This is a genomic window from Arthrobacter sp. Ld5 (genome assembly GCF_051172775.1).
GTDB lineage: Bacteria > Actinomycetota > Actinomycetes > Actinomycetales > Micrococcaceae > Arthrobacter_D.
Window position 1 is genome coordinate 170,930 of the sequence record NZ_JBPKBO010000019.1, and the last position, 12,385, is coordinate 183,314.

Genomic DNA, 12,385 nt, shown 5'->3' on the forward strand with positions numbered 1-12,385 from the left:
GCGCTGTTGGCGGGCACGTGCTGAGGGCGTTCGACGCCGGTGATGCCGATGCGGGCCCGGAGGGTGATCCGGTCGTCGCACCAGGGGTCCACAACAGTGTGGTGTTGCGTCCTTGAGGGGCGGTGGCCCGGGGACTGCTGTCGGGGACCGATTCCCGCGGCTCCGCTTCCGCGGGGCCCCGAGTACGCGATCGTCTACTCAGGAGCCGTCTGTTTCCGAAAGATTACCACGGCGGTTCTTCCCGCCCTGACCCGTGTCCGAGGCGTGGCTGCCTGTGTCCGAAGCGTTACGGGAGGCGCCCCCGCGGGCGTCTTCGCGCGGCTCCGCGGACCCGGCGTCCGGGGAGTCCGGAGCCGGCGCTCGGCCGGCGGCGGGCTCCGGATCGTCCTCCGGGCCACCGGCCGTCGTGGCCTCCTCGGAGTCCCTGTCGGCGCCGTCCGCGCTCCGGTCCGCCGGCTGCGGTTCGCGGCCGGGCAGGTAGACCTCCAGCTCCCTGACGCGGTCCCGCCTGACCGACAGGTAGACGAGGACGGCGACGGACACGAGGAAGACGGCGATGCTGGTCCACACGTTCAGGCGCTGCGTGACGCCGAAGAGCGTGATCATCTCGGCGTCGTCGATGCGGAGGGCCTCGATCCAGACGCGTCCGAGCGTGTAGTAGGCCGCGTAGAGCCAGAACATGCGGCCCCCGCGCAGGGTGATCCGCCGCGAGAGCAGCAGCAGGAAGGCCACGCCGGCGAGGTTCCAGAGCAGTTCGTAGAGGAACGTGGGGTGGAACAGCGTACCGGGGTCCGCGCCGGGCGGGAAGTTCACGTTGTCGGCGTCGATCTCGAGCCCCCACGGCAGCGTGGTGGGCGCGCCGAAGAGCTCCTGGTTGAACCAGTTGCCGAGGCGTCCGATGGCCTGCGCGAGCAGCACGCCGGGCGCGGCGGCGTCAGCGAACGCCGACAGCTTGACGCCCGCGCGCCGGGCGCCGATCCAGGCGCCGACGGCCCCGAGGGCGATGGCACCCCAGATGCCCAGGCCGCCCTGCCAGATCTGCGGGATGCGCGCGAGGTCCCCGTCCGGACCGAAGTAGGCATCCGGGGAGGAGAACACGTGGTACAGGCGCCCGCCGACGATGCCGAACGGGATGGCCCAGATGGCGATGTCCCAGACGGCGTCCGCATGGCCGCCGAACGAGACGAACCGCTTCTGTGTGAGGAGGAGCGCCAGGATGATGCCCGCGAGGATGCACAGGGCATACGCGTGGATGGTGACGGGCCCGAGGCTGAAGCTCGCCCATTCCGCGGGCGGGCTGGGGATGGACGCGGCGAGGCTGCCGCCGATCACGCGGTCGCCTTGCCCGTGCCTGTGCCCAGTTCGCGCGTGAGCTCGGCGACGGCGTCCACCCCGCCGTCCCGCAGGGCGGCGACGAGTGCGGTGCCCACGATGACGCCGTCGGCATACGCGCCGATCTCACGGACCTGCTGGGAGGAGGAGACCCCGAGGCCCACGCAGACCCGCTCGGCACCGGCGGCGTGCGCGGCGTCGACGACGGCCCGGGCGGCGGCCCCGACCGAGGTCCTCGCGCCGGTCACGCCCATCACGGAGACGGCGTAGACGAACCCCCTGCTGGCGTCGACGGTGTCCTGCATGCGCTGCGGGGAGGTGGACGGGGCGACGAGGAACACGCGGTCCAGGCCGAACTCGTCGGAGGCCTCGAGCCATTCGGAGGCCTCGTCGGGAATGAGGTCGGGCGTGATGAGGCCGGCGCCGCCGGCTGCAGCGAGACGCTCGGCGAACTCGCGGACACCCATGCGCATGACCGGGTTCCAGTAGGTCATGACGAGGACGGCGGCGTCCGTGGCGCTCGTGATGCCCTGGACGACGTCGAAGATCCGGGGCACGGTGAAGCCGTTGTCCAGTGCCTCGACGGTCGCTTCCTGGATGACGTGCCCGTCCATGACCGGGTCCGAGTACGGGATGCCGATCTCGATGAGATCCACGCCGTTCCGCGCCATGGCGATGCCGGCGTCGATGGTGGTCTGGACGTCGGGGAAGCCGGCCGGCAGGTAGCCGATGAGCGCGGCGCGGCCTTCGCCGCGCGCCTTCTCGATGGCGGCGGCGGCCTTGGATCCGGTGGCGGGACCGGTCGAGGGGGCAGCGGCGGGATGCGTGGTCACAGTTGTTCACCCTCCTGGGCGATCTCCTGCTCGGCACTGTCGTCCGGGAGGAGGTCGAAGTATTCCGCGGCGGTCGCCACGTCCTTGTCACCGCGGCCCGAGAGGTTGACGACGACGATCCTGTCCGATGCCTTCTCCCCCGGCCCGAGGTCCGCCGCGAGGCGCTGTCCCACCTTCATGGCACCGGCGAGGGCGTGCGCGGTCTCGATGGCGGGGATGATCCCCTCGGTCTGGCTGAGGACCTTGAAGGCCTCCATCGCCTCGGCGTCGGTGATGGGCTCGTAGTGCGCCCGCCCGATGTCGGCGAGGTAGGCGTGTTCGGGGCCGACGCCCGGGTAGTCCAGGCCGGCGGAGATGGAGTGGGACTCCATCGTCTGGCCGTCCTCGTCCTGCATCAGGTAGGAGCGCGCACCGTGGAGCACCCCGGGGCGGCCGAGGGTGATGGTGGCCGCGTGGCGACCGGTCTCGACGCCGTCGCCGCCCGCCTCGAAGCCGTACAGGGCCACCTCGCGGTCGTCGAGGAACCCATGGAACATGCCGATGGCGTTCGATCCGCCGCCGACGCACGCGCAGACGGCGTCGGGGAGCTTGCCCGTCTGCTCCAGGATCTGCTCCCTCGCCTCGTCGCCGATCACCTCGTGGAAGTACCGGACCATGGACGGGAAGGGGTGGGCGCCCGCCGCGGTGCCGAGCAGGTAGTGAGTGGTCTCGACGTTCGCCACCCAGTCCCGCAGCGCCTCGTTGATGGCGTCCTTCAGCGTCTGGGAGCCGTTGGTCACGGGGATGACCGTCGCGCCGAGCAGCTGCATGCGGGCGACGTTGAGCGCCTGGCGGCGCGTGTCCTCCGCGCCCATGTAGACGACGCATTCGAGGCCGAGAAGGGCTGCCGCCGTCGCGCTCGCCACGCCGTGCTGGCCGGCGCCGGTCTCGGCGATGACGCGGGTCTTGCCCATGCGCTTGGCGATCAGGGCCTGGCCGAGCACGTTGTTGATCTTGTGCGAGCCGGTGTGGTTGAGGTCCTCGCGCTTGAGGAAGACGCGCACCCCGCCGCAGTGTTCGGCGAAGCGCTTCGCCTCGGTGAGGAGAGACGGCCGGCCGGCGTAGTCCCGGTTGAGCGTGGCGACCTGCGCCGTGAACTCGGGGTCTGCCTTGGCCTTGTCGAAGGTGTCCTGGAGTTCGTCGAGCGCGGCGATCAGCGACTCGGGCATCCATCGTCCGCCGTAGGAGCCGAAGTAGGGACCGGGAGCATGGCGGAGGCTCTCGTCGTGGCTGAGGAAGGCTTCGGCCGTTCCGGCGTCGATGGCGTCCCCTGCGCGGACGTCCGTGCCGTCGCGGCCCGTCTCCTGATGCATATCGGTCATGACTTCAGCGTTCCTGTCCTGTTGGTCCTGACCCGGCCGGTGGTGCCGTCCGGGTCCTGGCGGACCGGGGTGGCCGGTCCGTGTACTGCTCGCTCTGCCGGGGCGGTTCCCGGTCAGCCGCGTGCCGCCGTGCCCGCGCCCCGCCAGGCGTCCCTGCCGGCGCGCCTGAACTCGTCGATGGTCGCGGCGGGGTCGCTGTGGCGGACCAGTGCCTCTCCCACCAGCACGGCGTGCGCTCCGTCGGCCGCGTACCCGGCGACGTCGGCGGCGTCCCGCACCCCTGATTCGGCGATGACCACGGTCCCGGATGGGATGAGGTGCGCGAGTTCCGCGAAGACCTCCCGGTGGATGTCGAGGGTTTTCAGGTTGCGCACGTTGACGCCGATGATCGAGGCTCCGGCCGCCACGGCACGGCGCACCTCGTCCGCCGTGTGCGTCTCGACGATCGCGTGCATCCCGAGGTCGGTGGTGAGCGCCAGGAAGGCGCCCAGCTCCTCGTCGGTGAGCGCCGCGACGATCAGCAGCACCACGTCGGCGCCGTGGGCGCGCGCCTCCCAGATCTGGTACTCGTCGACCGTGAAGTCCTTGCGGAGCACGGGCAGCGACACCGCCGCGCGGACGGCGTCGAGGTCGGCAAGGGATCCGCCGAAGCGCCTCTGCTCGGTGAGCACGGAGATGACGGCCGCGCCGCCCTGCTCGTACCGGCCCGCCAGGGCGGCCGGGTCCGCGATGTCCGCGAGGGCACCCTTGGACGGGCTGCTGCGCTTCACCTCGGCGATGACCGCCACGGCTCCGCCCTGACCGGCGCCGAGGGCCGCGAACGCATCGAGCGGGGCGGGGACCGCGAGGGCCGCCGCGCGCACGTCATCGAGGGGCCGCGCGCGCCGGCGCTCCGCGAGGTCCTCGCGGACGCCGTCGATGATGTCGTCGAGGACCGTCATCTAGTGGCCGTTGTTCTTGAGCTTCGATCCACCCACGCCGTAGCCGATCTTGCGCATGACGAAGCCGACGATCAGGCCCACGAACATGAGGCCGATGCCGCCCCAGAAGAGCAGGGTGCCGAAGTCGTGGTTGCCCTCGGTGCTGGCGAGGATGTAGGCGAAGGAGGCGATCGCGGCACCGACCAGCATGATCAGCACGCAGGTCCACGCGGCGGGGCTGTTGCCGTGCCCGATCGTCTCGTCACCCATCTGGGCGTGGGTGGCCGGGGTGTTGCGGGTGGCGCTGGCGCTGGTCTCGGATGCCATGGGTAATCTCCTTCGAACGGGTCATGTCCCATTCTGCCATTGATGGGGCGGCGGGCGGTCCCGCCCTGGGTCAGCGGGTCGGGTCGTTGCCGCGCGAGAGCTCGTCCCAGCTGTCGATCTCGTCGGCGTGGGCACTCGCGCGCGGCGGACGCCGGCTGCCCCGCCCTGGATCCGGGTCCCCGACGGCGCCCTGGACGCTGTCGGGGAGCGCACCGGGAGCGGCGACGTCCTCGGGAGCGGCGGCGGCGTCGTCCTCGGGCACGACGCCGGGCGGCACGTCACCCGTCGAGGGCGCCGGCGTGCCGGGCGGCACGCGCCCCGGCTCGGCGGGGACGGTGCGGGACGCACCGCTGTCGTACCGCCGGCTGGCCACCCAGGTCCGCCCGGCGAGCACGACCCAGGCGGCTGCGAGCACCAGGAGGACCCCGGCCCCTGCGGCGACCCAGGGCATCGCCGTGGAGGCCGCTTCGGCGTCGGCGAGGCCGCTGACACCGATCGCCGTCCCGATGGCCGGTTCGGCGGCGGTGGACGGATCGAGGGCCACGCCTGCGCTGGATGCGGCGATCCCGATCCCGGAGAGGACGAGGATGCCGGCGATGATCCAGCGGGCCACGGACCCCGCGATCGAGACGGCGAGGGCGGCGGCCAGTGCCACGAGGGCGAACGCCGTGACCGGCGTCGCCGCGTCGCTGCCGGCGATGGCGAGATCGGGGGTCTGGACGGCGTCCTGGGGCAGACGCACCGTGAGCCAGGTCTGCGTCGTCGTGCCGAAGGCGAGCAGCGCGAGCACCACGATGCCGAGCACGACGGTGCCGCGGCGCGTGAGGCGGCCGGCGGCGGAGCGCTCCGCGGCGCTCACGGGAGGTCCGCCGTCGCGGGTCGCAGGGCGGCCGCGGTCAGGGCCGCCCGGAGCGGTGCGGCTGCCTTGTTCACCGTCTCGAGCGCTTCCGCCTCGAGCACGGAGTCGGCCACGATGCCCCCGCCGGCCTGCACGTACGCCCTGCCGTCCCGCAGCAGGGCCGACCGGATGGCGATGGCCATGTCCATGTCGCCGGCGAAGTCAAGATAGCCCACGACGCCGCCGTAGATCCCGCGCCGGTGCGGCTCCACCTCGTCGATGAGGCGCAGGGCGCGCGGCTTCGGCGCCCCGGAGAGCGTGCCGGCGGGGAAGGTCGCGGCGAGGACGTCGTAGGCGCTCTTCGACGGCGACAGCCGCCCGACCACGGTGGACACGAGGTGCATGATGTGGCTGAACTTCTCCACCTCCATGAACTGCGTGACGTCGACGCTCCCCGGGGTGCACACCTTCGAGAGGTCGTTGCGGGCCAGGTCGACGAGCATGAGGTGCTCGGCCATCTCCTTGGTGTCGGCGCGGAGTTCGACGGCGAGGTCGCGGTCCTCCTCCGTGGTCCTCCCCCGGGGCCGCGACCCGGCGATGGGATGGGTGATGACCTCGTCCCCGGTCACCGTGACGAGGGCCTCGGGCGAGCTGCCCACGATCGAGTAGCCGCGCCCGTCGGCGTCCTCGAGGCTGAACAGGTACATGTACGGGCTGGGGTTCGTGGTGCGAAGGATCCGGTACACGTCCAGGGCGGAGGCGGAGCACTCGATCTCGAAGCGCCGGCTGATGACCACCTGGAACACGTCGCCGTCCACGATGGCCCGCTTGCCGCGCTCGATCGCCGCCAGGTAGTCCGGTTCGAACCACGATTCGCGGACGCGGTCCATCGACGCCTCGGCGCCCGGCGCGTCGGGCGCCATCACCGACACCGCGAGTTCGGCCGGGGCGACGAGCTTCCCGAGCATCCGCTGGATGCGCGCGACGGCGTCGTGCCAGGCCTCGTCGACGCGCTCGTCGGTGTTGTCGAAGTTGATCGCGTTGGCGACGAGGGTCAGGGAGCCGGCCGAGTTGTCGTGGATGGCGAGGTCGGACACCAGGCACATCGCGAGCTCCGGGAGGAGGAGGTCGTCCTCCGGGGGGCTCGTGAGCCGCTCCCAGTGCCGGACCGCCTCCCACCCCACGAAACCGACCATCCCGGACGTGAACGGGGGGAGATCCTGGAACCGCTCGGTTTGCAGGGCCTCGACGGTGAGCCGCAGGGCCTCGACCGGGTTCCCGTCCACGGGCACGCCGGCCGGCGGTTCTCCCAGCCAGTGCGCCTGCCCGTCCCGTGTGGTCAGGGTGGCGCGGGAGTGCGACCCGATGAAGGAGTACCGCGACCAGACGCCGCCGACGGCCGCCGATTCCATGAGGAACGTTCCGGGCTGCCCGGCGGCGAGCTTGCGGTAGACCCCGATCGGCGTGTGCGCGTCCGCGAGGACGGTCAGGTGCACGGGGACCACGCGGCGCGCCCGGGCGAGCTCGCGGAATTCCTCGAGGGTGGGGCTGATGGTGCCCAGGTGCTGCATCGGTCAGAGTCCTTCGGGGTCGGGACGGAGGGCGGTCTCGGCGGGCAGGGCGCGGCCGTCGAAGCACGTGCGGGTCCCGGTGTGGCAGGCGGCGCCCTCCTGGTCCACCGTGACGAGCAGGGCGTCGCCGTCGCAGTCGAGGGCCACGCCCTTGACCCACTGGCGGTGCCCGGAGGTGTCGCCCTTGCGCCAGTACTCCGCGCGGGAGCGCGAGTAGAACGTCACGCGGCCCGTGGACAGGGTCCGCCGCAACGCCTCCTCGTCCATCCAGCCCAGCATCAGGACCTCGAGGGTGTCGTACTGCTGGACGACCGCCGCGACGAGGCCGGCGTCGTCCTTCTTCAGGGCGTCGGCGATCGCGGGGTCGAGGGCGGGACCGCCCTCCGGGCCGGGCTCGGCGGAGGGGTCGGTGCGGTTCGGGAAGGGGGTGGAGGAGAGCATCACCCCTGATTCTAGTGCGGGCCGCGCGGGAGCACCGGTGGGCCCTGCCCCCGACCGGTCCGCCGTGCTACGTTCAGCAGTGATGCATTATGTAACCCCGTCCCGCGAGGTCCTGGCCGAGACTCTCCTTGCAGCCGGTCCTGACGCCCCCACGCTGTGTGAGGGGTGGAAGACGCGCGACCTTGCCGCGCACCTCTACCTCCGCGAGCACCGGCCGGCGCTGGGCCTCGGCATGGTGATCCGCGCGCTGTCCCCCGCGACCGAGCGCGCCACGCGGCGGACGGCGGAGCTGGCGACGACGCCGGCGGCCTACGAGGCCCTCGTGAACCGCTTCCTGGCCGGTCCGCCCGCCCTCTCGCCGATGCGCGTGAACGCGGTCGACAGGAGCGCCAACCTGATCGAGTACTTCGTGCACACCGAGGACATCCGCCGGGCGACCACGCGCTGGGCGCCGCGCGCCCTGGACGGGGAGTACGCGAACGCGCTCTGGGAGGAACTCGTCAAGCGCGCGGCGTTCCTGTACCGCGGCGTGGATCTGGGAATCGTCCTGGTCTGCCCCGACGGTCCCCGGCACGTCGCCAAGCGTGCGCCGGTGTCGGTGGCGATCGTCGGCGACCCGGGTGAGCTGCTCATGCACGCACACGGGCGGACCCAGGCCCTGGTCACCTTCGAGGGCCAGCCCGACGCCGTCGCCCTGCTCCAGAGCGCCGCCGTCGGCATCTAGTCACACCCGGGAACGCCCCCACGGGTTTGGGCCGCCGCGCCGGGTGCCCGTTTCCGGGGGAACGCCCCCACGGGTCTGGGCCGCCGCGCCGGATGCCCGGCCAGCGGGGTCGGAGATCTAGCGGACGGGGAACCCCGCCTCGCGGATGGCGGCCTTAACCTGGGCGATCGCGTCCACCGGGCCGAAGTGGAAGACCGACGCGGCGAGCACGGCGTCGGCGCCGGCCGCCACCGCCGGCGGGAAGTGTTCCGGCTTGCCCGCGCCGCCCGAGGCGATGAGGGGCACCCCGACGGCGGCCCGCACGGCACGGATGAGCTCGAGGTCGAAGCCCTCCTTGGTGCCGTCGGCGTCGATCGAGTTGAGCAGGATCTCCCCGACCCCGCGGTCGGCGGCCTCCTTCGCCCAGGCCACGGCGTCGATCCCGGTGCCCTTGCGGCCTCCGTACGTGGTGACCTCGAACCCGGACGGCGTGGCCACGTCCCGCGTCCGCCGCGCGTCGAGGGAGAGCACGAGCACCTGCGCGCCGAAGTGCGCGGTGATCTCGTCGATCACCGCGGGGCGTGCGACGGCGGCGGTGTTGATGGACGCCTTGTCCGCTCCGTAGCGCAGGAGGCGGTCGACGTCGGTGATCTCGCGGACCCCTCCGCCCACGGTGAGCGGGATGAAGACCTCTTCCGCGGTGCGCGCGACGACGTCGAACGTGGTCTCGCGGTTGCCCGAGGAGGCGGTGACGTCGAGGAAGGTGAGCTCGTCGGCGCCGGCGCGGTCATAGCGGTGCGCGAGCTCCACCGGGTCCCCGGCGTCGCGCAGGTCCTCGAAGTTGACGCCCTTCACCACGCGCCCGGCGTCGACGTCGAGGCAGGGGATGACGCGGATGGCGACGGTCATGGCTGCTCTCCCCTAGATCCGGCAGGCGTGGATGGTGCTCACGAGGATGGCGCGCGCGCCGAGCTCGTACAGTTCGTCCATGACCCGGTTGGTCTGGTGGCGCTTGACCATGGAGCGGACGGCGACCCATTCGGAGTCGCGCAGCGGGGAGACGGTCGGGGATTCGAGGCCCGGCGTCAGGGCCGCGGCTTCGTCCACGAGGTGCTTCCGGATGTCGTAGTCCATCATGACGTACTGGCGGGCCACGAGGACGCCCTGCAGGCGCCGCAGCAGCACGTCGAGGCCTGCGGGCGCCTCGGCCCCGGACCGCCCGATCAGCACGGCCTCGCTCTGCAGGATGGGCTCGCCGAAGATCTCCATGCCTGCGGCGCGGAGGGTGCTGCCGGTCTCGACGACGTCGGCGATGGCATCCGCCACGCCGAGGCGCACCGAGGACTCGACGGCGCCGTCGAGCCGGACCACCGACGCGGTGATGCCGCGCGCGGCGAGGTAGTCGTTCAGGAGGCCCTCGTAGCTGGTCGCCAGGCGGCGGCCCTCGAGCTCGTCCACCGTGGAGAAGTCCCCGACGGGGCCGGCGAACCGGAACGTGGAGGCGCCGAAGCCGAGCTGCATGAGCTCCTCGGCCTTCACCTGGGCGTCGAGGAAGAGGTCGCGGCCGGTGATGCCGACGTCCAGGGTTCCCGAACCCACGTACACCGCGATGTCCCGCGGGCGGAGGAAGAAGAACTCGATCTCGTTCTCGGGGTCGACGAGCACGAGTTCGCGGGAGTCGCGGCGCTGGCGGTAGCCGGCCTCGGCGAGCATGGACGAGGCGGCCTCGGAGAGGGCGCCCTTGTTGGGGACTGCTACACGGAGCATGGGGATCTTTCGCTGGTGGACACGTTCAGGCGGGGACGCCGGAACAGGGACGGGCAGGAGCCGCGGGCGGGCACGGAGGGCGCCCGGTGCGGCTACAGATGCTTGTAGACGTCCTCCAGCGTGAGCCCCTTGGCGAGCATGAGGACCTGCAGGTGGTAGAGCAGCTGGGAGATCTCCTCCGCGGCCTCGCCGGCGGACTCGTACTCGGCCGCCATCCACACCTCGGCGGCCTCTTCGACGACCTTCTTGCCGATGCCGTGCACGCCCGAGTCGAGCTCCGCCACGGTCCGCGACCCCGTGGGGCGCTCGACCGCCTTCGCGCTGAGTTCCTCGAACAGGGAATCAAAGGTTTTCACACCTCCTAGGTTATCGGCTCGCGCGCCCGCCGCGACACGCGGCCCGCGTCCTGTGACGGACGCCTCCGTGCTCATCGCTCCGACGCGCGGAGGACGGCGGCCGTCGCCAGGGCGGCCGACACGGCCTCGTGTCCCTTGTCCTCGGAGGAACCCGGCAGGCCTGCACGGTCCAGTCCCTGCTGTTCGGTGTCACAGGTGAGCACCCCGAAGCCCACCGGCACGCCCGTGCGGACGCTGACGTCGGTGAGGCCCGACGTCGCCGCCTGGCACACGTACTCGAAGTGCGGCGTGCCGCCGCGGATGACGACGCCGAGGGCGGCGACGGCGTCGAAGCGGGGCGCGAGGCGCGCGGCTGCGACGGGCAGTTCGAAGCTGCCGGGCACCCGGATCTCGGTGACCTCGGCGCCGGCCTCCGCCGCGGCCCGGCGGGCGCCGTCGAGCAGACCGTCCATGATCTGCGTGTGCCAGCTCGCGGCGATGATCGCGAGGCGCAGGGGCGCACCCTCCGGGGTGGTCAGGGCGCTGACGTCGATGCTGGGGGCTCCGTGGCCGCTCATGGTTCTCCTTCGGTTGGTGTGCTGCAGGGATGTGTCGGTGGGTGCCGGGTCAGGCGGTGTGCCGGTGGTCCTCGAGCGCCCGCACGTGGGCCACGAGGTCCTCGATCGAGACGAGCGGGAGCCGGTGCTCGTCGGCGAAGCGGCGCAGCGCGGGCAGGCGCATCATGTCGCCGTCGTCGTGGACGAGTTCGGCGATGACGGCCGCCGGCCGCTTGCCCGCCAGGACGCTGAGCTCCACACCGGCCTCGGTGTGCCCGGCCCGCTCGCGGACGCCGCCGGCCGCGGCCCGCAGGGGGAAGACGTGGCCGGGCCGGGTGAGGTCCAGCGGGCTGCTGGCGGGATCGGCCAGCACCTGTGCCGTGCGGGCACGGTCCGCGGCGCTGATCCCGGTGCTCACGCCCGCCGCGGCGTCGCACGAGACCGTGTAGGCCGTGCCCTTCGCGTCCTCGTTGACCACGGTCATGGGCGGCAGGAGCAGCCGGTCGGCGTCGTCGGCGCGCATCGGCACGCAGAGCACGCCGGACGTCCAGCGCACCGTCCAGCCCATGAGCGCCGGCGTCGCGTCCTGGGCGGCGAAGACGATGTCGCCCTCGTTCTCGCGGTCCTCGTCGTCCACCACGACGACGGCGCGGCCGGCGGCGATGGCGTCGATGGCGTCCCCGATCGGGTCCAGGCGCACCGGTGCGGCTCCCGTCACCGTGCACCCCCGGCGGGAGCGTCCCGGCGGGCGTCGACGGCGGCGAAGCCCAGGAGCCGCTCGGCGTACTTCGCGAGTACGTCCATCTCCAGGTTCACCGGGTCACCGACGGCCTTCGCGCCGAGGCCCGTCTCGCGGAGGGTGGTCGGGATGAGCCCCACCTCGAACCACTGGTCGGAGTCCTCGGGGGGACTGACGGCGGTGACGGTCAGGGAGACGCCGTCGATCGCGACGGAGCCCTTTTCCGCGGCGTAGCGTCCCAGCGCGGCGGGCAGCCCGAAGCGGAGCCGGTGCCAGGCGCCGAGGTCCTCGCGCTCCAGCAGGATGCCGATGCCGTCCACGTGGCCCTGCACCACGTGACCGTCGAGGCGCCCGCCGGCCGGGACGCACCGCTCGAGGTTCACCGGAGCGCCGGGCTGCAGGCCGCCCGTGGTGGTGCGGCGCAGAGTCTCCCCCATGACGTCGACGCCCACGCGTCCGCCGTCGAGCGTGACGGCCGTCAGGCAGACGCCGTTGACGGCGATCGAGGCACCCGGTGCGAGGTCACGGCCGGTGTCGGGTGCCTCGAAGACGAGGAGCGCACTCTCCCCATCGGGCGTGAGCTCCAGGGAGACGACGCTGCCCTGCTCGGAGACGATTCCTGTGAACACTGGTACTTCCTTCGCGTGGGGTGGTGGAGGGC

General features: G+C 72.4%; 15 protein-coding genes. 1 reads left to right on the forward strand and 14 read right to left on the reverse strand.

Annotated features, from left to right (window positions below; genetic code table 11):
• Window positions 1-198: 198 nt before the first annotated feature.
• From lgt to hisI, 8 genes are all read right to left on the reverse strand, one after another.
• On the reverse strand, window positions 199-1,332 hold the full coding sequence (gene lgt, locus ACSGDB_RS09905) for a prolipoprotein diacylglyceryl transferase (protein WP_434994465.1): 1,134 nt from the start codon (window positions 1,330-1,332) through the stop codon (window positions 199-201).
• Window positions 1,329-2,165, reverse strand: coding sequence for a tryptophan synthase subunit alpha (gene trpA, locus ACSGDB_RS09910; RefSeq protein WP_434994466.1), 837 nt, complete (start codon window positions 2,163-2,165; stop codon window positions 1,329-1,331). Before trpA ends, lgt begins: the two co-directional genes overlap by 4 nt.
• Complete coding sequence (gene trpB, locus ACSGDB_RS09915; RefSeq protein WP_434994490.1) at window positions 2,162-3,517, reverse strand: tryptophan synthase subunit beta; 1,356 nt, start codon at window positions 3,515-3,517, stop codon at window positions 2,162-2,164. The genes trpA and trpB overlap by 4 nt, the downstream gene beginning before the upstream one ends.
• 122 nt (window positions 3,518-3,639) lie before the next feature.
• Window positions 3,640-4,467 (reverse strand): indole-3-glycerol phosphate synthase TrpC, encoded by an 828-nt coding sequence (trpC, locus tag ACSGDB_RS09920; protein ID WP_434994468.1) that lies wholly within the window; start codon window positions 4,465-4,467, stop codon window positions 3,640-3,642.
• Window positions 4,468-4,773, reverse strand: coding sequence for an HGxxPAAW family protein (locus tag ACSGDB_RS09925; protein ID WP_434994469.1), 306 nt, complete (start codon window positions 4,771-4,773; stop codon window positions 4,468-4,470). It lies immediately after the preceding gene.
• A gap of 70 nt (window positions 4,774-4,843) precedes the next feature.
• Window positions 4,844-5,632: a Trp biosynthesis-associated membrane protein gene (locus ACSGDB_RS09930; RefSeq protein WP_434994470.1), complete on the reverse strand. Its 789-nt coding sequence runs from the start codon at window positions 5,630-5,632 to the stop codon at window positions 4,844-4,846.
• Window positions 5,629-7,182, reverse strand: coding sequence for an anthranilate synthase component I (locus tag ACSGDB_RS09935; RefSeq protein WP_434994472.1), 1,554 nt, complete (start codon window positions 7,180-7,182; stop codon window positions 5,629-5,631). Before ACSGDB_RS09935 ends, ACSGDB_RS09930 begins: the two co-directional genes overlap by 4 nt.
• Before the next feature lie 3 nt (window positions 7,183-7,185).
• Window positions 7,186-7,623 carry a phosphoribosyl-AMP cyclohydrolase gene (gene hisI / locus ACSGDB_RS09940; protein ID WP_434994473.1) on the reverse strand — a complete coding sequence of 146 codons (438 nt, stop codon included), beginning with the start codon at window positions 7,621-7,623 and terminating at the stop codon, window positions 7,186-7,188.
• An 82-nt stretch (window positions 7,624-7,705) separates the two neighbouring features.
• Between hisI and ACSGDB_RS09945 the strand changes: the two genes are divergently transcribed.
• Complete coding sequence (locus ACSGDB_RS09945; RefSeq protein WP_434994474.1) at window positions 7,706-8,347, forward strand: TIGR03085 family metal-binding protein; 642 nt, start codon at window positions 7,706-7,708, stop codon at window positions 8,345-8,347.
• A 117-nt stretch (window positions 8,348-8,464) separates the two neighbouring features.
• On the opposite strand, the gene hisF is transcribed toward ACSGDB_RS09945, so the two are convergent.
• From hisF to ACSGDB_RS09975, 6 genes are all read right to left on the reverse strand, one after another.
• Window positions 8,465-9,235 carry an imidazole glycerol phosphate synthase subunit HisF gene (gene hisF / locus ACSGDB_RS09950; protein ID WP_434994475.1) on the reverse strand — a complete coding sequence of 257 codons (771 nt, stop codon included), beginning with the start codon at window positions 9,233-9,235 and terminating at the stop codon, window positions 8,465-8,467.
• Between the two features lie 12 nt (window positions 9,236-9,247).
• Window positions 9,248-10,093, reverse strand: coding sequence for an ATP phosphoribosyltransferase (gene hisG / locus ACSGDB_RS09955; protein ID WP_434994476.1), 846 nt, complete (start codon window positions 10,091-10,093; stop codon window positions 9,248-9,250).
• A 92-nt stretch (window positions 10,094-10,185) separates the two neighbouring features.
• Entirely contained in the window at window positions 10,186-10,449 is a 264-nt protein-coding gene (locus tag ACSGDB_RS09960) for a phosphoribosyl-ATP diphosphatase (protein ID WP_434994478.1), read from the reverse strand.
• Between the two features lie 71 nt (window positions 10,450-10,520).
• Window positions 10,521-11,006, reverse strand: coding sequence for a 6,7-dimethyl-8-ribityllumazine synthase (gene ribH, locus ACSGDB_RS09965; RefSeq protein WP_434994479.1), 486 nt, complete (start codon window positions 11,004-11,006; stop codon window positions 10,521-10,523).
• A gap of 49 nt (window positions 11,007-11,055) precedes the next feature.
• A complete protein-coding gene (gene ribB, locus ACSGDB_RS09970) occupies window positions 11,056-11,703 on the reverse strand; it encodes a 3,4-dihydroxy-2-butanone-4-phosphate synthase (RefSeq protein ID WP_434994480.1) in 648 nt (215 codons plus the stop codon).
• On the reverse strand, window positions 11,700-12,353 hold the full coding sequence (locus ACSGDB_RS09975) for a riboflavin synthase (RefSeq protein WP_434994492.1): 654 nt from the start codon (window positions 12,351-12,353) through the stop codon (window positions 11,700-11,702). Before ACSGDB_RS09975 ends, ribB begins: the two co-directional genes overlap by 4 nt.
• Between the last annotated feature and the right edge of the window lie 32 nt (window positions 12,354-12,385).

Bases quoted from the DNA above. Each gene is read 5' to 3' on its own strand.
- hisG (WP_434994476.1), bottom strand. From the start codon at position 10,093: ATGCTCCGTGTAGCAGTCCCCAACAAGGGCGCCCTCTCCGAGGCCGCC.
- hisI (WP_434994473.1), bottom strand. From the start codon at position 7,623: ATGCTCTCCTCCACCCCCTTCCCGAACCGCACCGACCCCTCCGCCGAG.
- trpC (WP_434994468.1), bottom strand. From the start codon at position 4,467: ATGACGGTCCTCGACGACATCATCGACGGCGTCCGCGAGGACCTCGCG.
- hisF (WP_434994475.1), bottom strand. From the start codon at position 9,235: ATGACCGTCGCCATCCGCGTCATCCCCTGCCTCGACGTCGACGCCGGG.
- ACSGDB_RS09935 (WP_434994472.1), bottom strand. From the start codon at position 7,182: ATGCAGCACCTGGGCACCATCAGCCCCACCCTCGAGGAATTCCGCGAG.
- trpB (WP_434994490.1), bottom strand. From the start codon at position 3,517: ATGCATCAGGAGACGGGCCGCGACGGCACGGACGTCCGCGCAGGGGAC.
- ACSGDB_RS09945 (WP_434994474.1), top strand. From the start codon at position 7,706: ATGCATTATGTAACCCCGTCCCGCGAGGTCCTGGCCGAGACTCTCCTT.
- ribH (WP_434994479.1), bottom strand. From the start codon at position 11,006: ATGAGCGGCCACGGAGCCCCCAGCATCGACGTCAGCGCCCTGACCACC.
- ACSGDB_RS09925 (WP_434994469.1), bottom strand. From the start codon at position 4,773: ATGGCATCCGAGACCAGCGCCAGCGCCACCCGCAACACCCCGGCCACC.